At 58.7% G+C, this 21,551-nt stretch carries 20 protein-coding genes; 12 read left to right on the top strand and 8 right to left on the bottom strand.

Annotated features, from left to right (window positions below; translation table 11 throughout):
* Nucleotides 1–117: 117 nt before the first annotated feature.
* The 6 genes from ACNA0I_RS06720 to ACNA0I_RS06695 all read left to right on the top strand — a co-directional run bounded on the left by ACNA0I_RS06720 (nt 118) and on the right by ACNA0I_RS06695 (nt 6,599).
* Nucleotides 118–1,662 carry an acetolactate synthase large subunit gene (locus ACNA0I_RS06720; RefSeq protein WP_415805305.1) on the top strand — a complete coding sequence of 515 codons (1,545 nt, stop codon included), beginning with the start codon at nt 118–120 and terminating at the stop codon, nt 1,660–1,662.
* A gap of 94 nt (nt 1,663–1,756) precedes the next feature.
* Complete coding sequence (locus tag ACNA0I_RS06715) at nt 1,757–2,737, top strand: Bug family tripartite tricarboxylate transporter substrate binding protein (RefSeq protein WP_415805304.1); 981 nt, start codon at nt 1,757–1,759, stop codon at nt 2,735–2,737.
* Between the two features lie 17 nt (nt 2,738–2,754).
* Nucleotides 2,755–3,906: a metallophosphoesterase gene (locus ACNA0I_RS06710; protein ID WP_415805303.1), complete on the top strand. Its 1,152-nt coding sequence runs from the start codon at nt 2,755–2,757 to the stop codon at nt 3,904–3,906.
* A gap of 69 nt (nt 3,907–3,975) precedes the next feature.
* The gene (locus ACNA0I_RS06705) at nt 3,976–4,632 is read left to right on the top strand and encodes a response regulator (protein ID WP_415805302.1); all 657 of its coding nucleotides are present in this window, start codon (nt 3,976–3,978) and stop codon (nt 4,630–4,632) included.
* A gap of 1 nt (nt 4,633) precedes the next feature.
* On the top strand, nt 4,634–6,040 hold the full coding sequence (locus ACNA0I_RS06700; protein WP_415805301.1) for an ATP-binding protein: 1,407 nt from the start codon (nt 4,634–4,636) through the stop codon (nt 6,038–6,040).
* Between the two features lie 130 nt (nt 6,041–6,170).
* On the top strand, nt 6,171–6,599 hold the full coding sequence (locus ACNA0I_RS06695; RefSeq protein WP_415805300.1) for a YgiW/YdeI family stress tolerance OB fold protein: 429 nt from the start codon (nt 6,171–6,173) through the stop codon (nt 6,597–6,599).
* A gap of 82 nt (nt 6,600–6,681) precedes the next feature.
* Here ACNA0I_RS06695 and ACNA0I_RS06690 read toward each other — a convergent pair whose 3' ends face one another.
* Together ACNA0I_RS06690 and ACNA0I_RS06685 are read right to left on the bottom strand one after the other, a co-directional pair.
* Nucleotides 6,682–8,121 carry an NAD-dependent succinate-semialdehyde dehydrogenase gene (locus ACNA0I_RS06690; RefSeq protein WP_415805299.1) on the bottom strand — a complete coding sequence of 480 codons (1,440 nt, stop codon included), beginning with the start codon at nt 8,119–8,121 and terminating at the stop codon, nt 6,682–6,684.
* 290 nt (nt 8,122–8,411) lie between these two features.
* Nucleotides 8,412–9,287, bottom strand: a complete 876-nt coding sequence (locus ACNA0I_RS06685) for an AraC family transcriptional regulator (RefSeq protein ID WP_415805298.1) — start codon at nt 9,285–9,287, stop codon at nt 8,412–8,414.
* Between the two features lie 217 nt (nt 9,288–9,504).
* Between ACNA0I_RS06685 and ACNA0I_RS06680 the strand changes: the two genes are divergently transcribed.
* The gene (locus ACNA0I_RS06680; protein WP_415805297.1) at nt 9,505–10,554 is read left to right on the top strand and encodes an NAD(P)-dependent alcohol dehydrogenase; all 1,050 of its coding nucleotides are present in this window, start codon (nt 9,505–9,507) and stop codon (nt 10,552–10,554) included.
* A 60-nt stretch (nt 10,555–10,614) separates the two neighbouring features.
* Here the strand turns inward: ACNA0I_RS06680 and ACNA0I_RS06675 are convergent, their stop codons facing one another.
* Complete coding sequence (locus tag ACNA0I_RS06675; RefSeq protein WP_415805296.1) at nt 10,615–11,406, bottom strand: carboxymuconolactone decarboxylase family protein; 792 nt, start codon at nt 11,404–11,406, stop codon at nt 10,615–10,617.
* Nucleotides 11,384–11,875, bottom strand: coding sequence for a (R)-mandelonitrile lyase (locus ACNA0I_RS06670; RefSeq protein ID WP_415805295.1), 492 nt, complete (start codon nt 11,873–11,875; stop codon nt 11,384–11,386). The genes ACNA0I_RS06675 and ACNA0I_RS06670 overlap by 23 nt, the downstream gene beginning before the upstream one ends.
* A gap of 189 nt (nt 11,876–12,064) precedes the next feature.
* On the opposite strand from ACNA0I_RS06670, the gene ACNA0I_RS06665 reads away from it, so the two are divergent.
* Nucleotides 12,065–12,958 carry a LysR family transcriptional regulator gene (locus tag ACNA0I_RS06665; protein WP_415805294.1) on the top strand — a complete coding sequence of 298 codons (894 nt, stop codon included), beginning with the start codon at nt 12,065–12,067 and terminating at the stop codon, nt 12,956–12,958.
* A 64-nt stretch (nt 12,959–13,022) separates the two neighbouring features.
* On the opposite strand, the gene ACNA0I_RS06660 is transcribed toward ACNA0I_RS06665, so the two are convergent.
* Complete coding sequence (locus ACNA0I_RS06660; RefSeq protein ID WP_415805293.1) at nt 13,023–14,309, bottom strand: MFS transporter; 1,287 nt, start codon at nt 14,307–14,309, stop codon at nt 13,023–13,025.
* 342 nt (nt 14,310–14,651) lie between these two features.
* Between ACNA0I_RS06660 and frmR the strand changes: the two genes are divergently transcribed.
* Together frmR and ACNA0I_RS06650 are read left to right on the top strand one after the other, a co-directional pair.
* Nucleotides 14,652–14,927 (top strand): formaldehyde-responsive transcriptional repressor FrmR, encoded by a 276-nt coding sequence (gene frmR / locus ACNA0I_RS06655; protein WP_415805292.1) that lies wholly within the window; start codon nt 14,652–14,654, stop codon nt 14,925–14,927.
* Nucleotides 14,928–14,982: 55 nt separating this feature from the next.
* A complete protein-coding gene (locus tag ACNA0I_RS06650; protein ID WP_094838715.1) occupies nt 14,983–16,092 on the top strand; it encodes an S-(hydroxymethyl)glutathione dehydrogenase/class III alcohol dehydrogenase in 1,110 nt (369 codons plus the stop codon).
* A gap of 186 nt (nt 16,093–16,278) precedes the next feature.
* On the opposite strand, the gene ACNA0I_RS06645 is transcribed toward ACNA0I_RS06650, so the two are convergent.
* From ACNA0I_RS06645 to ACNA0I_RS06635, 3 genes are all read right to left on the bottom strand, one after another.
* Nucleotides 16,279–17,220, bottom strand: a complete 942-nt coding sequence (locus tag ACNA0I_RS06645) for a 2-hydroxyacid dehydrogenase (protein ID WP_415805291.1) — start codon at nt 17,218–17,220, stop codon at nt 16,279–16,281.
* A 176-nt stretch (nt 17,221–17,396) separates the two neighbouring features.
* Entirely contained in the window at nt 17,397–17,939 is a 543-nt protein-coding gene (locus tag ACNA0I_RS06640) for a nucleoside deaminase (protein ID WP_415805290.1), read from the bottom strand.
* A 97-nt stretch (nt 17,940–18,036) separates the two neighbouring features.
* On the bottom strand, nt 18,037–19,041 hold the full coding sequence (locus ACNA0I_RS06635; protein ID WP_415805289.1) for a LacI family DNA-binding transcriptional regulator: 1,005 nt from the start codon (nt 19,039–19,041) through the stop codon (nt 18,037–18,039).
* A gap of 142 nt (nt 19,042–19,183) precedes the next feature.
* Between ACNA0I_RS06635 and ACNA0I_RS06630 the strand changes: the two genes are divergently transcribed.
* Both ACNA0I_RS06630 and ACNA0I_RS06625 read left to right on the top strand, forming a co-directional pair.
* Nucleotides 19,184–20,164 carry a Bug family tripartite tricarboxylate transporter substrate binding protein gene (locus ACNA0I_RS06630; RefSeq protein WP_415805288.1) on the top strand — a complete coding sequence of 327 codons (981 nt, stop codon included), beginning with the start codon at nt 19,184–19,186 and terminating at the stop codon, nt 20,162–20,164.
* Between the two features lie 37 nt (nt 20,165–20,201).
* Nucleotides 20,202–21,398 (top strand): L-talarate/galactarate dehydratase, encoded by a 1,197-nt coding sequence (locus ACNA0I_RS06625; RefSeq protein ID WP_415805287.1) that lies wholly within the window; start codon nt 20,202–20,204, stop codon nt 21,396–21,398.
* Nucleotides 21,399–21,551 lie beyond the last annotated feature (153 nt).

Below are 21,551 nucleotides of genomic sequence, written 5' to 3'. Positions count from 1 at the left end.
GAGCCATAGGCCCACGGTTGACCCGACATCCAGATCAGCATGGTTTAATGGCCCTACGTCGCCGCTTATCTCGAGAGAATCGACGCGTTTAGCGATAAAACATGATGGAGATTTTGCATGAATGGTGCTGAAAGTCTGGTCAGGACGTTGTTGGCTTCGGGTATAGACACTTGTTTTGCCAATCCAGGGACAAGCGAAATGCACTTTGTCGCGGCCCTGGACCAAGTCCCAGGCATGAAATGCGTGCTGGGTCTGCAGGAAAACGTCGTGACGGGCATGGCGGACGGCTATTTCCGCATCGCTCGCAAGCCAGCATGCACGCTGTTGCATTGCGGCCCGGGCCTGGCCAATGGCATGGGTAATCTGCATAACGCACGCCGTGCTCGCAGCGGTATCGTGAATATTGTCGGCGACCAGGCGACCTTCCATCGTCCCTTTGATGCGCCGCTGACAGCGGATACGGCCGGCATGGCGCAAACGGTCTCTCAATGGGTCCGCACGAGCGTGCAAAGCGAGCATCTCGGCCGTGATGCGTCAGAGGCTATCGCCGCAGCTCAAGTGTTTCCAGGGCAGATCGCTACATTGATTCTCCCTGCGGACGTGTCGTGGAATGACGGCGGCGTGGTCGGCGCTCCATTGACCGTGCCCGCGTCACCTGAGGTGGACAGCAATGCGATCGAGAACGCTGCGAGGACACTGCGTTCATATGGTCGGGATACGCTGATCCTGGTCGGAGGGCCCGCGGCGTTGAGCGAGGCCCAGGGCCCGCTCTGGCGTGTCGCGCAGGCCACGGGGGCTACGTTGATGGCGGACTTTGTCACGGCACACGTGGCGCGAGGCCGGGGGCGTTTGCCGCTTGAGCGCACGCCTTATGTCATGGAGGCCGCTATCAAAGCGCTCGAGCGATTCAAGCACATCATTCTGGTGAACGCCAAGGCGCCGGTCGGCTTTTTTGGCTATCCTGGAATGCCCTCGACGCAGTATGCGCCGGACGCACAAATTCAAGTGTTGTCGCGGCCGGATCAGGATCCGGTGAAAGCTTTGCGGTCGCTGGTGTCTGTGCTGGATGCTCCCGAGGCCGATATTCCCGATCCGGGCCCGCGTCCAGAGGTGGCGACGGGATTGCCCACGCCCGAAGGGCTGGCGCAGACGGTGGCGGCAGTGATGCCTGATAACGCCATTGTGTCGGACGAGAGTGTGTCTTTCGGACGTGGCTTTTATAAATTTACCCATGCAGCGCCGGCGAACGATTGGCTGCATTTGGCGGGCGGCGCGATTGGTGATGGCTTGCCCGTCGCAACCGGGGCGGCTATTGGCGCGCAGAAACAGCGGCGCGTCATCAGTCTGCAGGCAGATGGCTCGGCGATGTATTCCCTCCAATCGCTCTGGACACAGGCGCGCGAGCAACTGCCATGCACCACGATCATTTTGAACAACAGCAAGTACAACATCCTGATCGGTGAATATAAAAACGTCGGCGCGACTCCTGGCGAAACCGCGATGAGCATGCTGGACCTGGGCAATCCCTCGCTGAATTGGGTTGGCCTCGCGAATGCGATGGGTGTCGAGGCCGCGCGGGCTACCACGCTGGAACAGTGTGCAGACCTGATGAAGAGCAGCTTTGGCAAGCAGGCGCCGTTCCTGATTGAACTGATGGTGTAAGGAGTTGCCTTAAAGAGCAGGGCAGTTTTCCCGCGCATGGCTCGGTGAGGCACGGGCACTTTCACTATGCCTCAATGGATGGAGATCGATCGCAATGAAGCTGATTCAGCTGTACCAAGTCCTGGGTGCCGTAACTATTGGCAGCATGGTTTCGACTGCGCATGCAGATACCTATCCTGACAGGCCGATCACGTTGATCGTGCCGTACCCTGCCGGTGGAACAACCGACCTCGCGGCACGCACGATTGCCCAGGCAATGGGGCCGTTTCTCAAGCAGTCCATCGTGGTCGATAACCGCGCCGGAGCCGGAGGCAATATCGGGATGGGGATGCTCAAGCGTGCGAATCCTGATGGCTACACCATTGCCATGGGCACCATCGGTACGCAGACAATCAATCAGTTCCTTTACAGCGATATGCCGTATGACCCGGCCAAGGACTTCGATTCTCTGGCGATGGTCTTTACGGCACCCAATGTCATTGCGGTGCGGCAGGATTCTGAGTTGAAGACGGTGCAGGATCTGGTTGCCAGCGCCAAGCAACGCAAGGATAAGCCTCTGTCTTATGCCTCACCTGGGGTCGGGTCTTCTGTGCATCTGACCGGGGCCTACCTTGAGCAGGCGGCAGCAATCGATATGCTGCATGTGCCGTTCAAGGGTGTTTCGGGATCGATGCCCGCGCTGATCGGTGGGCAGATCGATGTGCTGATGGACAATCTACCCAGTACGATCAGCCAGCTAAAGGATGGTTCGCGCGTTCGTGCTTTGGCTGTGACCTCGGCGCAGCGATCGCCTTCTTTGCCTGATGTACCGACTGTTGCGGAGTCCGGCCTCAAGGGATTTGATGTGACGGCCTGGTTTGCGCTGTATGCGCCAGCTGGCACGCCTGACGCGGTGCAGGCCACACTGATTGATGCGGCAACCCGGGCGCTCGCCACGCCTGCAGTAAAGGAACAATTGTCCAGCTTGGGTGCGAAGGCAGGCACTCTCACAGGCAAGGACCTCGCCGCCTTTGAGCAGACCGAGCGTCAGCGTTGGAGTCAGCTGATCAAGGAGCGCAATATCACGACGAACTGACAAGCGCGTATCCAGTCATGCCCAGAGTTTTATTCCTGCTGCGCCTTGTCGGCATCGTCGCCGTTGCTCATGTCTACGTCGGGCTGCGCCTGATACCTGACCTGCATCTGACTGGCGGGTGGCAATGGGTAGGCGTAGGCATGCTGGTGGCATCCTGCGTCATGATGCCGTTGTCTCTCGTTATCCGGCCTTTTGCGGCGCGCCCCTGGGCCGATTGGGTCGCCGGAGTCGGGCTCGTTCTGATGGGCCTGTTTTCCTCTACGTTCGTGTGCACATTGCTGCGGGACGTCGCGTTGGCGATCGTATTTGTTGGCGGCGACCTTGCAACGATGACGTTGCCCGTCACGCAGATCAAGTTCGATAGCGCTGTGACGGTTCTCATGGTGGCATTGGCCGCCACCCTGGTAGGGGCCATTAATGCCCGGCGCTTGGCCCGCGTGCGGCCAGTCGATGTGCCGATTGCGAATTTGCCTCCAGCGCTGCAGGGTTTCACCATCGCTCAGATCAGTGATATTCATGTAGGACCGACCATCAAGCACGGTTATGTCGAGCACATCGTGCAGGCGGTCAATGCGCTGGAGCCTGACTTGATCGCCGTGACAGGGGACGTGGTCGATGGCCCTGTGGCGCAGTTATCTGCGCACACACGGCCGCTAGGCCGATTGGCTGCCCGGCACGGCACATTCCTGGTGACCGGGAACCACGAGTATTACTCGGGCGTCGGCCCCTGGGTGGCAGAGTTCCGCCGTTTGGGGCTGCAGGTTTTGATGAACGAGCATGTCGTGATATGGCATCGGGAAACGCCCCTCGTCGTGGCGGGTGTCACTGACTACAGCGCGGGAGCCTTTGATCCCGAGCAGGCGAGCAACCCGGCCAAAGCCGTAGCGGGCTCGCCCAGCGAGGCTATTCGCGTGCTTCTGGCGCATCAACCTCGCAGCGCCACCGCGGCTGCCCAGGCGGGTTATGCCTTGCAGTTGTCGGGCCATACGCACGGCGGACAGTTTTTCCCCTGGAATCTATTCGTGCGTTTTCAGCAGCCCTTTGTCGCCGGTTTGCATCGTGTCCGGGACATGTGGGTCTATACCAGCCGTGGCACGGGCTACTGGGGGCCGCCCAAGCGGCTGGGCGCCCCGTCGGAGATCACACTGCTCCGGTTGGTGAGTGGGTAGTTGGACGACGAGGTTGAACCCGTCAATTCAATTTAAGATTCGCTTAATGTCCTGGCGTATAGTCGACGAATGCGAATCTTATTGGCCGAAGACGACATTTCATTGGGCGAGTCCATCGAGTCATGGCTGACGCTGGACGGCTACACGGTCGACCGGGTCACCCGTGGCGATCTCGCGCAAACCGCGCTGAGCACGCATGAGTATCAATGCCTGTTGCTGGACCGTGGCTTGCCAGGTCTGACTGGCGATGCATTGTTACGTGCATTGCGGACACGCCGCGAAACGATACCTGTCATCATGATCACCGCTCGCGACGCTGTGCGGGATCGCATAGAGGGGCTGGATCTCGGCGCGGACGATTATCTGGTCAAACCCTTTGATCTGGAGGAATTGTCGGCGAGGATCCGAGCGGCAATACGGCGGCACGACGGACGTCCCGAGACCGGTTTGCGCCATGGCGAATTGACGATGGATGTTGCGGCCAAACAGGTTACGTTCCACGATCGCCCTGTCGAGTTGACGGCACACGAGTTTGCCATTTTGCATGCCTTGCTGCGCCGCCCGGGGCATGTCGTGTCGCGCGCGCAACTCGAGGAGTCTCTGTACGGCTGGGGCGACGAGGTGGAAAGCAACACCATCGAAGTGCATATCTATAACCTGCGCCGCAAACTGTCGGCAGAGTTGATCAAGACGATTCGCCGCCAAGGCTATCGGTTGGCGGACTGATATGCGTTGGCGTCGCACCAGCAAAATCCCTCGTTCCGAAGCCCCCCGTGGCTATTCGCTGCGCCGCAGACTGATTTCGACCACGTTGGGGTCGAGCATTGCTGTGGGTGTGGTCAGCACTGTCATTGTGTTGATGTTGGCGTGGAAAGAGGTGAGTGACACATTCGACGATACCCTCGAAGAAGGCGCCAGGCTGGTGTTGGCGCTGGGCGAGGGTATCTCGGCAGCGGGAATGCCTGCACGCGGCCGCGATGATGAGACGCAACCCACGCTGCGCCTGGATTACCAGATCATCTCACCCGAGGGGGCCGTGATCCGCCGGGGCGAGGATGCGCCCAAGCGCCCCTTTGTCGATCCGCGCCGGCGTGATGACCGGTTTTATGATGTCAGAGTGTCTGGCGAGCGATGGCGTGTATATGTGCGTAAGCACGACTCCTTGGGTTTTTCCGTGCAGATCGGCCAGGAGTGGGAGGATCGAACCGACCTCATCGTCGATATGCTGGAGTCATTGGCCTGGCCGTTGGTAGGGCTGTGGTTACTGTTGGGGTTGGTGAATTGGTGGTTGATCCGTCGCCTGGTGGCGCCACTGGAGCGCATGGCGGGTGCCATGGCAGCAAAATCCCCTACCGATCTTTCTCCTTTGAATTATGACGGCAAGGCGTTCGAGGTACGTACCGTGGTCGCCGCCTTGAATCAATTATTGGGGCGTCTCGGTCAAGCCCTGGAAAGCGAGCGTCGCTTTACCGCCGATGCTGCTCACGAACTACGCACGCCGCTGGCTGCTTTGGCATCGCGGATTCAAGTGATGCAGCGTCGCGTTCAGACAGCGGGCGTCGATGCCGTTGCAGGAGATTTGCAGCGTTTGCGCGAGGACGTTGCTCGCAGTACAGCCTTGGTGGAAAACCTGTTGCAGCTTGCCCGCCTGGATCCGGAGTCTGCCGATGCGTTGGTGGCCGATGATATTCAGGCGTCGGCGTTATTGAACGAAGTTGTGAAGGCCTGCGCCCCGTATGCGGCATCCAGGAACGTCACGATATCGGTCGATTGCCGCGTTGCTACGTTCAGAGGCAATCGTGATGGGCTGCTTACCGCGCTGCGTAACCTCGTGCATAACGGCATCAGTTATGGGCGGGTTGGCGGCAAAGTCGAGATCACCGTCGAACGCCTGGGTGACGTTGTGATGCTGGCGGTCCGTGATGACGGTAATGGTGTCGCAGAGGCCGACAGGCAGCGGCTGACGCAACGGTTTTTTCGCGTATTGGGCAGTGGCGTGCAGGGCAGTGGCTTGGGCCTGTCGATAGTGGCCAGGATCGCAGAATTGCACCGTGCTGATCTGCAATTCGGCCCGGGCCTGCAGGGACGAGGACTGGGCGTGACGCTGGCGTTGCCTGTCGACCGCTCGCATTAAGGATCCGCGGGTATTTGTGCGTTGTGTGTTGATAGTCGAGCCGTATGCAGAGGCTCAGATTCGCTTAATCTTCAGCGTATCTAATGGAGCTGTGTTCAACAACAGCGCATGTCGCGCAAGGAGTCATGTCATGAATCTATCTTTTCGTCCTACGTCGTTGAGTCGGACTCTGTTGGCGAGTGCTGCGCTGGCGGGTGCTTTGGTGGCTGGCGGCGTGAGTGCCCAGGGATACTCGGGCCCGAGTTCTGCCCCCGCTGCCGCGCAACAGGGGTATACGGGACCGTCTTCTATTGCCGTCACATCGGTCAAGGCGCTGATCGAAACCGGGCGCGACGACCAGAACGCCATTCTGCGTGGCCGCATCGTATCGCACGATGGCGACGACCACTATACGTTTGATGATGGCACGGGCCGTATTCGTGTTGATATCGATGACGACGATTTTCCCGTCGGTGTGAAGATCGACGACAAGACCATGGTCGAGTTGCACGGTGAGCTTGATCGTGATCGCAAAGGCATCGAGTTCGACGTGGACGAGATCCGCGTGATGCAACAGTAAATTTCTGTTCCGCTACAAGCAAACCGCCCGCCGATCAACGATGATCGGCGGGCGGTTTGTTGTCAGGCACTAGCGAGGGGTCTTAGACGCCGACTACGGAAACCGCCTTGGTTACCAGATAGGCTTCCAGGGCCTCGGGACCGCCCTCGGAACCATAGCCAGAGTCCTTGACGCCGCCAAAGGGCAGCTCGGCCGACGGCGAAGCGGCTTGGTTGATCCAGACCATGCCGACTTCGAGGCGGCGCGACAGCTCGGTGACCGACTTGAACGAGCGCGTGTAGGCGTAGGCGGCCAGGCCATAGGGCAAGCGGTTGGCTTCGCGGATGGCTTCGTCCAGGGTCTCAAAGCTGCGGATCGCGGCAATGGGGCCAAACGGTTCTTCGTTAAAGACGTCGGCATCCAGCGGCACGTCGGACAGAATCGTCGGGGCAAAGAAGTTGCCTGCCGTGCCGACGCGCTCGCCACCGGTGGCAACGCGTGCGCCTTTTTCGCGGGCATTGCTGACGATCTTGTCCATGGCCGCCAGGCGGCGGTCGTTGGCCAGCGGGCCCAGGGTCGTGCCTTCGGTCAAGCCATCACCCAATTTGAGCTTTTCGGCGTGGGCCACAAAGGCCTTTTCAAAGTCGGCCTTGACGGCAGAGTGCACCAGGAAGCGGGTCGGCGAGATGCAGACCTGGCCGGCATTGCGGAATTTGGCGCCGCCAGAAGCCTTGACTGCCAATTCGACGTCGGCGTCTTCGGCCACGATCACCGGGGCGTGGCCACCCAATTCCATGGTGACGCGCTTCATGTGCTGGCCAGCCAGCGCGGCCAATTGTTTGCCTACCGGGGTGGAGCCGGTGAAGGTCACTTTACGGATGATCGGGTGCGGGATCAGGTAGCTGGAAATCTCGGCCGGCGAGCCGAATACCAGGCCGATCACGCCCTTGGGGATGCCGGCGTCGACAAAGCAGTTCAACAGCGCGGCCGGCGAGGCAGGGGTTTCCTCGGGGGCTTTGACCAGGAACGAGCAACCCGATGCCAGGGCAGCGCCCAGTTTGCGCACGATCTGGTTGACGGGGAAGTTCCAGGGCGTGAATGCGGCGACCGGGCCCACGGGCTCTTTGAGCACCATTTGCTGGGCGGCGGTGTTACGAGCCGGGATGATACGGCCGTAGACGCGCAAGGCTTCGTTGGCGAACCAATCGATGATTTCCGATCCGGCCAACACTTCGACACGGGCTTCGCCCAGCGGTTTGCCTTGTTCCTGGGTCAGCAGACGGGCGATGTCGTCAGCGCGCTCGCGCACCAGCACGGCGGCGCGGCGCATGATGCTGCAACGCTCATGGGCAGACATCTCGCGCCAGGTCTCGAATCCACGTTGCGTGGCGGCCAGCGCGTCGTCCAAGTCCTCGCGCGACGCGTTGGCGACCTGGCCGATCTTGGCGCCGGTCGCCGGGTTGACCACGTCAATGCGCTTATTTCCTTTGGCTTCGCGCCATTCGTTGTCTATCAACAGGAGAGTGTCGGGATAACTGCTCATGAATGCTCCAAAGGGAATGTTGTGATCGACTTGACCGGTATTCGGATCCCGAGAAAGACCATGAGGCCCTATCGGGAAATGACTGCCGGAGAAAACGACGGCCGTCTCGCGGCCATGTGAATATACGAGTTAACTACTGCTAGCGTTCTATGTCAAAAACCCACCTGGAAATTGTATAAGGAGAACGCCCGGAAAACGGCCGGTTTGCAGATTGTTTGTCCCGTTACAAATCCGTCCGGGATGGCTGGCCGCGGGTATCAGGCAGGGGAGTGCTGCCTGTGCTGCACGCCTCAAGCGGCCTTGGCCTGCTGCCGTAATTCGCTGATATCGCGCTTGGGCGGTGCCCCGAATAGCCGGCTGTATTCCCTGCTGAACTGAGAAGGGCTTTCGTAGCCGACTTTGAATGCCGCACTGGCTGCGTCCAGGTGTTCGTTCAACATCAGGCGTTTCGCCTCGTTTAACCGAAGCCATTTTTGGTATTGCAGAGGGCTCATCGAGGTGAGTTGACGGAAGTGATGGTGAAACGTTGCGCTGCTCATTTGCGCACGTGCGGCCAGATCGTCCACGCGCAGCAATTGCGCATAGTTATGTTTCAGCCATTCGATCGCCTTGGCGATGCGGTTGCCCTGACTGTCTACAGAGGCGATCTGACGCAGCCTGGCCGTCTGGTCGCTTTTTAGCAGCCGGTAGTGAATTTCTCGCTGTATCAATGGCGCGAGAACCGGGATGGAGTCGGGTTCGTCGAGCAGTTTCACCAGACGGCAGAAGGCGTCCAGGATCATGGGAGTGACATCTCCGATGCCTGCGCCGGCGCCGACCGCGCGATCTCGGGAGGGAGGCAGGTTGCCTTGAGCGATCAGCTCGGCCAGGATGCGCAGGTCGAGTTTCATCGCCAGGCCGACACAGGGGGTGGCGGGACTGGCGGCCAATACCTCTGATGTCGCGGGCAGGTCCAAAGAAGTAATCAAAATACGCGAACAATCATACGGATAGGCCTTTCCTCCAATCCACATCTGCTTTGCGCCCTGGGTCACCAGAACGATGCAGGGTTCGACCACGCAGACACACGGGGGGGCAGGATTGTCGCGTCGAAAAAGGCCGAGATTGGCAATGGCGGTTTCGTAGTCGCCCTCCTGATGGACGCGAGCGCAGATCATATGCGTCATGGCTTGTTGCAGTGACGCGGGCAGGGTTACTGTGTGGGATGTGGATGCTATATCGGTGGAGATCTCCTGCCGCAACTTTACTGCGTGTGGCATGTGCCTTGCTACCCGTAACGCGTGTTTCTCGGAGAATTGGGCAAGAAATCCAGCGAAATACGCTATCGATTCGCTGACGATACCTGGAAAATGCTCATGTAACTTGATGCATAAAGGAATTCACATGCTTGTTCATGCCTATGGCGCCCATGCGGCCGATAAACCTCTCGAGTCCTTGCAAATCACTCGCCGTACACCGGGCGCGCATGATGTGCAGATCGATATTGCTTTCTGCGGTGTTTGCCACTCCGATTTGCACCAGGTACGTGCAGAATGGGAGGGGACGCAGTTTCCTTGTGTGCCCGGTCACGAAATAGTAGGACGTGTGTCGGCGGTCGGCGCACATGTCTCGGATTTCAAGATCGGCGATCTGGTCGGCGTCGGCTGTATTGTGGATAGCTGCAAGCACTGCGCGGATTGCGAAGCGGGTTTTGAGAACTATTGCGATGGCATGGTCGGTACCTATAACGCGCCGACCAAGGATGAGCCCGGCTGGACATTGGGCGGGTATTCGCAAAAAATTGTGGTGCATGAGCGATTCGCCTTGCGCATCCGGCATGCCGAGGATCAGTTGGCGGCGGTAGCGCCCTTGCTGTGCGCCGGTATTACGACGTATTCCCCGCTGCGTCATTGGGAAGCAGGTCCAGGCAAGAAAGTCGGCGTCGTCGGGATTGGCGGGCTCGGACATATGGGTATCAAACTCGCCCATGCAATGGGTGCGCATGTAGTGGCGTTCACGACGTCGGACTCCAAACGCGAAGCCGCAAAAGCGTTGGGTGCTGATGAGGTCGTCGTATCACGCAATCCCGGAGAAATGGCTGCCCATGCCCAGAGCTTTGATTTCATCTTGAATACCGTCGCCGCTCCGCACGATCTGGATGCATTCTTGGCGCTGCTAAAGCGTGACGGCACGATGACGCTGGTAGGCGCGCCCGCCACGCCGCACCCGTCGCCCAATGTATTTAACTTCATTACGAAGCGCCGCTCGATTGCCGGCTCGATGATTGGCGGCATTCCCGAAACGCAAGAGATGCTGGATTTCTGCGCCGAGCATGGAATTGTGGCGGATATCGAACTGATCCGTGCCGACGAGATCAACGAGGCCTATGAGCGCATGCTCAAGGGTGACGTGAAGTATCGCTTTGTGATTGATACGGCGACACTGGCCGCTTAAATCGCGCTGCTTATTCGATGTTACCGCGGCNGCCNGCGATCGCCGGCTNCCGGTGCAGCGCTATCCTCCGCGCGACAGATGTTGCTTCAACGCCTCTTGAGCGCGCTGACCGCTGTGGGTGCCTACGCGATCGGTCAACACCTGGGCTAGCTGCTGTAATTGTCCTGCCGTCAGGCCGACATTCATGCTGATGCGGATATGTGCCTGCAGTTGCGGTTCGACGCCGGGCATTGCCGATAGCATGGCGACAGTGGCCAGTTCGCGGTCTCGCCAATCCAGATTGTCGCGCTCAAAGATATCGCCGAATAAATGGGTTTTGAGGTATTCATCGACTGCCGGGGCGAAATCAAATAGTGCGCTTTTGACCGGTGCGCCCGACAATTTGGTTTGATTGGCGGTGCCCGCCTCTAACAAGGCCTTGCCCGTTGGAATCGCCTTGCTGGGCTCTTGTCCTATCTCGTCGGTCATCCCGCGTTGTTTGCGCGCCTGCAACACTCTCATCAGTTCATTCAGAGCATTGAGGCTGCGCGGAAATCCTGCGTAGGCATAGAGCTGCGAGAGAATTTCCTTGTTGTCGCTGATCGTCAGGCCGGCATCTAATCCTTGGTTTAACGCGTTGTTCAGTTCAGGCAGGTCGCCGGTTGCAGCGAACGCCGCGATTGGCACGATGGCCTGTTGGCGAGCGGTCAACGTTTGGGATACACCAGATTCGTGCGTTGTATGAGCCATGGGTTTGGCCTGAGTTGTCGTAGCCTCGATCTCGCTTGCGGCGACTGCGCTTTGGAGGGCCATGGCCAGTACGCTGGCAATGACAGCGGCACTGCGTTGTTTAGCGGGAGCTGTATTGTTCATCAGTAACTTTCTCCATCCAGTCTACGTTTTTGCCGTCTACGGTGCCGGTTACAGCCAAGTGGGTCATGGCCGTGTCGGGCGCGGCGCCATGCCAATGTTTGACGCCTGGGGGGCACCAGATCACATCGCCGGGGCGAATAACTTGAACCGGCTTGCCCCATTCCTGACTGAGTCCCACACCGGATACCACGACGAGCTGTTGTCCGGCAGGATGGGTGTGCCATGCCGATCGAGAGCCGGGCTCAAAAGTGACGAGCCCGCCTGAGGCGTTGATGGTCTCGCGAGCGGGCCAGACCGGGTCAATACGTGCCTGTCCGGTAAAGAAGGTTTCTGGCCCGGCAACAGACGCTTGATCGCCAGCGCGTGTGATTTGCTGGGCGTTGCTGGGAGAGGCAGCCTCGGCGGCGCCTATCATCGCGGTTTGCAGATGGAAGGCGCAGCAGGCGAATTTTAGAAATGGGGATGCCATGAGTGTGTTCCTGTAGGCTGACGGTTACTGGCAAGCGGCAAGGCTGAATAGCGCGTCCGTCGGCCAGGACCGTTGCGAGAATTTGCCGTGCGCGTTGTGTGGCGCAGCGGCCTCCAGGTAACTTTATGGGCTGACTCATTAGATGAGAAGACGGTAATATCAGCATGCTCTAGTGCAAAAAATTCACCAATGGCAAAAGAGAATCTCAATGACCTGCGAGCATTTTTGGTCGTGGCCCGCGAGCGCAGCTTTACGCGCGCGGCGGCGCAGCTCGGCCTGTCCAGGTCGGCGCTGAGCCACGCCATGTCTGCGTTGGAAGCCAGGCTCGGTGTTCGATTGTTATCGCGCACAACGCGCAGCGTATCGACGACCGAGGCGGGGACGCGTCTATTGAGTACGATCGGTCCGCGCCTTGCTGAGATCGACCAGGAAATCGAGTCGCTGAGTGTCATGCGGGAAAAGCCTGCAGGCACAGTGCGTATTACCGCTCATGATCACGCGATTGTGACGGTGCTGTGGCCGCGTTTGCTGCCGGTGTTGCAGCAGTATCCCGATATCAATATCGAATTCAGCGTGGACTATGCCTTGACCGATATCGCGGCAGGCCGCTTTGACGCAGGGGTTCGCGTGGGGGATCGCATCGATAAGGACATGGTCGCTGTATGCATTGCGCCTGCGTTGCGCATGGCTATCGCTGCGTCGCCGGCATATCTGACCGGCAGGTCGCTGCCGACTATTCCTGATGATCTGACGCAGCATCGTTGCATCAACCTACGCTTGCCTACGCATGGCGGCCTCTATGCGTGGGATCTCGAAAAAGACGGCCGCGCGATCAATGTGCGGGTGACCGGGCAGACAGTGTTCAACAACACGTTTTTAATGCTCCAGGCGGCCTTGGATGGCATGGGGCTGACCTATGTGCCGTACGATCTGGTGCAGCCTCATATCGAACAGGGCCGACTGGTGCCGGTGCTGCAAGACTGGTGGCCATCTTTTCCTGGGTATCACATTTACTATGCCAATCGACGCCAGGTTTCACCAGCGTTGTCGCTGGTGATTGAGGCGTTGCGCTATCGAGCATAACGGTTCGGTTGCAAGGGCACTCGCAGCGATGAGGCCAGCGGGTGCGTCTGCGTTGCGTGATTGCCTATCCAGCTGGCTGTGTTACTTTTTCCAGCGTTTCGACCATTTCGTGGTCCAGCGCACCCTGCACGAGATCGTCGGTTACCCGCATTTCCACGCCCACGGGTGACATCTGGGCTGCCGCTGTAAAGGGTGCAATGGGCGCGGGGGCAGGGCGCGTCTTGCGGCGCAGTAGAAAGTAGGCCGTCAGTGCGAGATTGAGCATCAGGAAAACCCAGAACAGGCCTGCTGCTCCCATTTTGGTCATCACCGGCGAGATCAGCAGCGGACTGATCGCGGAACCGAGGGAATTGATCAATAACAGCCCTTGAATCATGCGGACCAATGCGTCCGCCGGTGCTCGATCCGCAGCATGGCTGACTGCCACGGGATAAATAGCAAATACGCCGCCGCCCAGCAGGAACAGCAGAATCATCAACAGCGAGGACGAGTCGGGCAGCAACAGAACGGCCAACGACAGCACGGCGCACGATGCGCTGAGCACGATGAGCGTGACCTGACGGTCTCTCAGGTCGGACCAGCGGCCCACCGGGTATTGCAACAGCATCGCACCCAGGATGACGATACTCATCATCTTGCCGACCTCGTCGACGTTGAGACCGATGCGTTGCAGATATAAAGGCAGCAAGGTGTAGATCGCCGCAATCGCGACCCCCGAACCAAAGCAGCCCATCACGCCGGTCGGGGTCAGACGCAACAGCTGTCGAGGAGACAGCGGTTCGGCGCGTTCAACCAGCGGGGATACGCGGGGAATCATGACCATGGGCAGTACCGACAATGCGGCCAGCATGCCTGCCACCATGTAGGGCGCCATCTCTCCCCATTGCGTGATGGTGCCGAGCTCCAATTGCCCCAGCATGCTGGCGCCGTAGAAAGTAATCATGTAGATCGCCAGCAATCGGCCCCGGATTTTCGGGTCACCGGCGAGCAACAGCCAGCTTTCAACTACCAGAAAAACGCCTACGCTGGCCCAGCCGTTGATCATGCGCAGGACAAACCATGCGGTGTGGTCAAAGATCAAGCCTTGCAGCAGCACGGTCACGGCAATCAGCGACACAAATCCGCTATAGGCGCGGATATGACCAATACGCAGGATCAAACGGTCGTGAAAAATCGCCCCGATCGTCAGGCCCACAAAATAAGAAGAAGAAATGATCCCGATGACCGTGGCTGAAGCGCCGGCGGCGTCCAGTTGTAACGTGGTCAATGAGGAAATAAACGCGTTGCCGATACAGACAACAAACAAACCCAAAATGGGAGCCAGCACCAGGGCCAGCAACTGCCGCGACATGATGTCCTCGTAAGAAGCGACTGAGTAAAACACTTGGCCCACACGGGAGAGGGGGCGTAGCGGGAAATAAGGGAGGTGCGCTTCGCGGAGGGGTACTGACACCGGGTGATCGGCCCGGCGTGCGTAGTCTGCTGGCTCACACGGCCTGAAAAACGGGGGAATTGTACTGCGGCGCCGGCACGATTGAGGACGCCGGCAGGGGGGCTGATGGGCCGTTACAACGTTTGCGGCGGTTGCGCGCCAGGAGGGAGTCATGGGACACCCTAAAAGGGCTCGGCTTGCGTCATTGAGTGCATGTCCAATATACTCCCTCCTAGTATATTTTCAGATCCCGTTGACGCCATGCCGCACTCTCCTGATGAAAAAAAGCGCGTGCTCGCGCGGGTGCGCCGTGTCCGTGGCCAGTGCGATGCCCTGGAGCGGGCACTGGAGGCGGGCGCAGATTGCGGCCCCGTACTGCAACAGATCGCCGCGATTCGCGGGGCGATCAATGGACTGATGTCAGAAGTGCTGGAGTCGCACATTCGAGAGGGCTTTAGCCAGCCGTCCGAATCCGGCGCGCAATATGATCAACGCGTACAAGAGCTCTTGACTCTGGTTCGTACTTACCTGAAATAATCAATGTGTCAGCGCGGCTGATGCTGTTTGCCTTTTTTCTTTACGGAGCTTTTCCATGAAATCACGTGCCGCCGTCGCCTTTGCCGCAGGCCAGCCCCTGCAGATCGTCGAGCTCGATGTCGAACCTCCCCGTAAAGGAGAAGTGCTCATCAAGATTACGCATACTGGTGTGTGTCACACCGATGCTTTTACGTTGTCCGGTGAGGATCCCGAGGGTTTGTTCCCCGTCGTTCTGGGCCACGAAGGCGCCGGTATCGTGGTCGAGGTTGGCGAGGGCGTCACCAGCGTCAAGCCGGGCGATCACGTCATTCCGCTCTACACCGCTGAATGCGGCGAATGCCTGTTCTGCAAATCGGGCAAGACCAATTTGTGTGTGGCCGTGCGCGCCACGCAGGGCAAAGGCGTGATGCCTGATGGTACGACGCGTTTTTCCTACAACGGCCAGCCTGTATATCACTACATGGGCTGTTCGACGTTCAGCGAATACACCGTGGTGGCCGAGGTGTCTTTGGCCAAGATCAATCCGAATGCCAACCCGGAACATGTTTGTCTGCTGGGTTGCGGTGTGACGACGGGTATTGGCGCGGTGCATAACACCGCCAAGGTTCAAGAGGGTGATTCCGTTGCGGTGTTTGGCCTGGGCGGTATCGGACTGGCCGTGATCCAGGGAGCACGTCAGGCCAAGGCAGGCCGCATTATCGCGGTTGATACGAACCCCGACAAATTCGGTCTGGCGAAGGTCTTCGGCGCGACGGATTGCCTGAACCCCAAGGACTTTGACAAGCCTATCCAGGAAGTCATTGTGGGCATGACCGGTTGGGGCGTGGACCACTCGTTCGAATGTATCGGCAACGTCAATGTCATGCGCGCTGCGCTCGAGTGTGCGCACCGTGGCTGGGGCCAGTCGGTCGTGATCGGAGTGGCTGGCGCCGGCCAGGAAATCTCGACGCGTCCGTTCCAGTTGGTGACGGGGCGCCGTTGGCTAGGCACAGCTTTTGGTGGCGTGAAGGGCCGCACGCAATTGCCGGGCATGGTCGAAGACGCGATGTCGGGCAAGATCGAGCTCGCGCCGTTTGTCACGCACACCATGGAGCTGGACGAGATCAACAGTGCGTTTGATTTGATGCACGAAGGCAAGTCGATTCGTAGCGTGGTGCACTATTAAGTTCAGCCTGAACAATGCTGTTTTATAACGGGCATTGCGGGGCATGAGTTCTGTTGGACGACGAAGCGGGGCGGTGACCGTGTTGGCGCTTCACGGAGTCGGNCGGCCGCCTGCGCGTCCGACTGCCGCGTTGCTCGTTTCGTCCGGACCCGCCCCATTGCTTATTTGGTGCGTGTCAGCACGATATTAGATGGGAGTCAGCAATGGCTCTCCCGCATACAGGCGGCGCGCATTTTCCAGGAACTTATCGACAGTGAGCTGGATGGCTTCGGGCGACCAGCCGGCCACGTGGGGCGTCAATACCAAATTGGTCAGGTCGAATAGCGAGGACGGGACATGGGGCTCGTCTTCGTAGACGTCCAAGGCCGCGCCTTTGATGAGGTCGTGACGCAGCGCATGTTCTAGCGCGGCAGTATCGACCACGCTGCCGCGGGCAATGTTGACCAAATATCCTTCGCTGCCGAGTTGGTTGAGGATATCCGCGTTAACGAGATGCTGCGTGTCAGGCCCGCCTGGGGTGGCGACGACGAGAATATCTGCCCATTCGGCGAGTGCACTGAGCGACGGGAAATACGTGTGTGCACCATCTGCGCGCTGCCGGCGATTGTGGTAGCCGATTGCCATGTCGAAGGCTTGGGCTCGTTTGGCGATTTTTTCGCCGATGGCACCGAGACCCAGAATGCCCAGTTTTTTGCCCGATACATGAAGCGGCCATGGGATTTCCGTGCGCCAGAAACCCTTGCGGGTGAGTTGATCCAATTGAGGCACGTTGCGAATCATGGACAGTATCAGCGCCATCGTATGGTCCGCAACACAGGTGTCATTGGTGCCTGCGCCATTCGAGGTGGAAATGCCGCGCTGTTTGGCATGGGCCACGTCGATTTTTTCGTAGCCCACGCCCAATGCGTGCGCCAGCTTCAGTCTGGGCAAGGCATCGATTTGTGCAGCGGTGAGCCCGATTGAGCCTATGCTCAGTGCGACTTCGATGCGATCAGCCGCTGCCGCGATGGTTTCCGCAGCCAGCTCAGGCGTAGGGGCGTACAGCACCTCGAAGTGTTCGGCGATCTGTTCGCGATGGGCTTCCGAGACCGGGTTGAAGATAATCAGTGCGGGCTTTGGGGATGGCATAGTGGATCGTGATGGCAATGGAGTATTGGACTGACAGCCACCTGAGAGTAGCCGTCGGGCCCGGGATCATTAATGTGCCAAGTGTAGTGGACGCGGCGTATTAACGTGAGTATCCATTGCGCAGGCAGGCCAGGGCTGTTGCCGAGCCCGGTCACTGCTTAATCCTTGCTATCCAACTATCGTCCGTTGGCTGTAGCGTAGTATCGAACCTGAAGTTGATGAACCTCTTCGGCAAGTCCATCATCCGGCCCATCGACAACCGTATCTGCGATGACCTCGTTGATTGGCAACGCATATACCCGCGACGATGGGACGCCTAGCGCGGATAGCCAGGTGCGCAGTTGCGCTGAAGAACTGGCATAGACGATTCGGCCGAGTCCGACCCAGCCGTGCGCTGCGGCGCACATGGCACAGTGCTCGCCCGATGTGTAAACCGTTGCTTGTGCCCGCTCTTCGGGGCGCAAGTTTTGTGCTGCCCAGCGTGCTATTTCAAACTCCGGGTGCCGGGTAGCATCGCCGCCCGAAACGCGGTTATGGTCTTCAAACAATACTTCGCCCCTCGCTGAGACCAGCAATGATCCAAAGGGTTGGTCGCCTGCAGCCAGCGCTGCCTTTGCCAGCTCGATACAACGTCGAAGGTATTTGCGATCTTGTTCACTGATCATTGTTGACTCCAATAAATAATCGATCCTGAATAATCTCTTCTCTTTAGTATCCATGCGGCTCTAGACGTTTTTTCGAGCGTGAGAATTGCAGGACTTGAGATTACAAAAGTCCATTCTCCTGCAAATTCTGCCCACAGCGCGTGCAGCTCAGTCATGTGCTGGCTCGCTGAATGACTTCGAAGCCGATGTTGCAGGGTTTGCCGCTCTTGCGACCCTGAGTCAGGCGTTCCAGCAGTAAACGGCCAGCTTGTGCCCCTATTGCTGCCCGGTCAATACGCAGTGTACTGAGGGTGGGGTGGGCTGCACGTGCAATAGGCAGATCACCAAAACCCATCACGGCCAGCTTCCCCGGCACGGTCCAGCCGCGTTGCTGGCAGGCAAACAGCACGCCGGTTGCGAGCAGGTCGTTGTTGCAGAAGATCGCCGTAATCTCAGGACGGCGTGCCATCAGACGGTGCAGGCTGTCGGCGGCAGCGTCTACCTGCACCGGGGGAGCAATCAACTCTGCTTCGACCTTGCGGCGCGTTGCTGACGCGAAACCTGCCAGGCGTTCGCGAGCCCGGGGCTCGTCAGCACCGATAAAGGCCAGCGTACGATGTCCCCGGTGCAGTAAATGCTCCGCTGCGGCAGCCCCTGCGTCTCTGTTTGAAAAGCCGACAAGCATGTCGATCGCTTTGGCTCCCTGCTCGCCAGGCAAGTCCCAGGTTTGTACGACGGGAATACCGGCGCGGCGTAGTTTGATGCGCAGCGACGCCGAATGGTTTGTGCCTGTAAGGACGATGCCATCGACGCGACGTCCCAGAAAAGCGTCGATCAGGGCGCCTTCTGTATCCGGGCAGTAGCCGCTTTGACCCAATAACAGTTGGTACCCGTCCCGTGTCAGCGTTTGGGCCAGCGCTTCGATGGTTTCAGAGAAAACCAGATTAGAGATGGTCGGCACGATAGCCGCGACGATACGTGAACGATTGGACGCGAGGCTGCCAGCCGTCAGGTTAGGGACATACCCCAATCTATCGACAGCTGCCTTGACCGCTGCCAAGGTATCGGGGGCAACCAAGTCTGGCGTATTGATGGCACGAGATACGGTTACCAGCGAGACGCCAGCAGCATAGGCAACGTCGCTCATGCGGGCTTTGGCGGAGGGCGGGCGCGGCATGGTTGGTGAAATTTCCAAATTATGGGACTGTTGACGGCAGCAGGCAGAAATCGGGATTGCGAAATTTCCGCCAGCCGTCAAAATGAAAGCGCTTTCAAATTCTACATAAAACTACGGCGATCGGCCGAAAAAGGAGACCACGATGAATCGTAGAACTCTGTTGATTGCGCTCGGCCTGCTCGCCAGTGTGGCGAGCATTCCTGCCACGGCGTTTGGACAGAATGATGACTATCCGTCTCGTCCTGTCACGATCATTGTGCCGTTTCCTGCAGGCGGTACCAGTGATCTGATGGGACGTTTGATGGCAGATGTATTGGGACGGCAGCTTGGAAAGCCATTCGTGGTAGAGAACAAGGGTGGCGCGGGCGGTGCTATCGGCACTGATCAGGCGGCACGCGCCAAGCCTGATGGCTATACCTTGTTGTTATCTGGCATCGGTAGCAATGCCATCATTCACGGCTTCAGTCCCAAGCCGCCGTATGATTCCGCAAAGGACTTTGTCCATATTTCTCAGTTGGCGGCGGGCCCCAATGTGCTGGTGGTCAATCCGTCGTTTCCAGCCAAGACGTTTGGCGAATTTGTCGCATGGGTCAAGGCGAATCCCGGAAAATTCAATTTTGGCCAGGTCAACGCCTCGTCGGGGCATGTGACGACCGAGTATCTGAAACAGGTTGCCGGCCTGGACATGGTAGGGATTCCGTATAAAGGCAGCGCTCCCGCATTGAATGATGTGCTGGCCAATCAGATCAACGGGATGTTCACCAATCAGGACGTGGTGTTGCCTCATGTCCAGGCAGGCAAGCTGCGCGCCCTGGCGGTGACCAGCGAGCAACGTAACCCGCTTTATCCCGATGTGCCGACGGTCGCCGAATCAGGGTATCCCGGCTTCAGCGCGGTTTCGTGGACGGGCTTGTCTGCTCCGAAAGGCACGCCGCCTGCTATCGTGAAGAAACTGGAAACCGCCATGATCAAGGGATTCGCAGATCCGGCGGTACGTCAAAAACTGGAGGTGGCCGGGTTTGTCGTGGTTACCTCGAAATCCGAGGATTTCACTCGCTTTGTCGACAGCGAGATTGCCCGTTGGGCGCAGGTGGTACAGAAAGCAGGCATCAAATTGAATTGAGTGGACGCTCGTTAATCCCGATATTGGAACACCCATCATGAAAGCTGTTGAATCGAATATTGTTTCTTACGCCAAGGCCGACGCGAATGTGCGCACTGCTGCCGAAAGTGGTGATCGCATTGAGTGGATCAAGGTATCGCTGATCTATCTGCCATTGGATACGCCCGTCAGTGACGCAAAGGTCCTGACCGGCCGTCAAAAGCCGTTGACGGAAATCGCCTTTATCTTTGCCGAGATTCGCACGCGTGATGGGCACGAAGGGATCGGGTTCGGTTATTCGAAGCGCGCGGGTGGTCCGGGGATGTACGCGCATGCCAAGGAGATCGCGCCGAATCTGCTCGGTGAAGATCCCAGCGATATTCCGCGCCTGTTTACCAAACTGCTCTGGGCTGGAGCCTCTATGGGGCGCAGCGGCTTGACGACCCAGGCGATTGCGCCGTTTGATATCGCGTTGTGGGATCTCAAGGCTAAACGCGCGGGACTGCCGTTGGCCAAGTTGCTGGGCGCTCATCGTGATTCGGTACAGTGCTACAACACGTCGGGTGGCTATCTGCATACGCCTCTGGATCAGGTGTTGAAGAACGTGCAGATTTCCCGGGAAAGCGGTATCGGCGGGATCAAGTTGAAAGTCGGCCAGCCTGATCTGTCCATCGATATTCATCGTGTCGGCGAGGTCCGCAAACTGTTGGGGAATGAATTCCCTCTGATGGTCGATGCCAATCAACAATGGGATCGTCAAAAGGCCACGCGCGCCTGCCGTGCGTTGGAGCAATTCGATTTGACCTGGATCGAAGAGCCGCTGGACGCGTATGACTTCGAAGGGCACGCTTTGTTGGCGGACCGCTTTGATACGGCGATTGCCACGGGAGAAATGTTGACCAGCGCTGGTGAACACGCCCAACTGATCATGACCGAGGGTAGTGATTTCATTCAGCCCGATGCGCCTCGGGTGGGTGGTATCACGCCGTTCCTGGAGATCATGTCGCTGGGTGCCTTCAAAGGCCGCAAACTAGCGCCGCATTTCGCGATGGAAATCCATCTGCATTTGGCCGCCGCATATCCGATTGAGCCGTGGTTGGAGCATTTCGAATGGTTGGGGCCGATGTTCAACGAGCAGATGCAGTTGAAAGACGGACGCATGTATGTGTCGGATCGGACTGGGTTGGGATTCTCGTTGAGTGAACAGGCCCTGCGCTGGCGTGCGGATTCGGAGGAGTTCGGTAAACGGCCCTGAGGGGAGTTGTCGCCCGGGGGGGGCGTTAGAGGGTTAGGTGGAGTGAGGGTGGCTGTGCTTATTGGACGTCGAGCCGAGGCAATCGGGCCGTGAGGGCGCCTCAAAGCCGAGTGGAGCGGANGTCGAAGGGAGCGCGAAGGCGCGGACGAGGTG

Origin of the sequence: Bordetella muralis (genome assembly GCF_965139205.1) — a bacterium.
Classification (GTDB): Bacteria; Pseudomonadota; Gammaproteobacteria; order Burkholderiales; family Burkholderiaceae_B; genus Bordetella_A; species Bordetella_A muralis.
The sequence above is the reverse complement of the archived record's forward strand: the minus strand, read 5'-3'. Positions and strand labels throughout refer to the sequence as shown.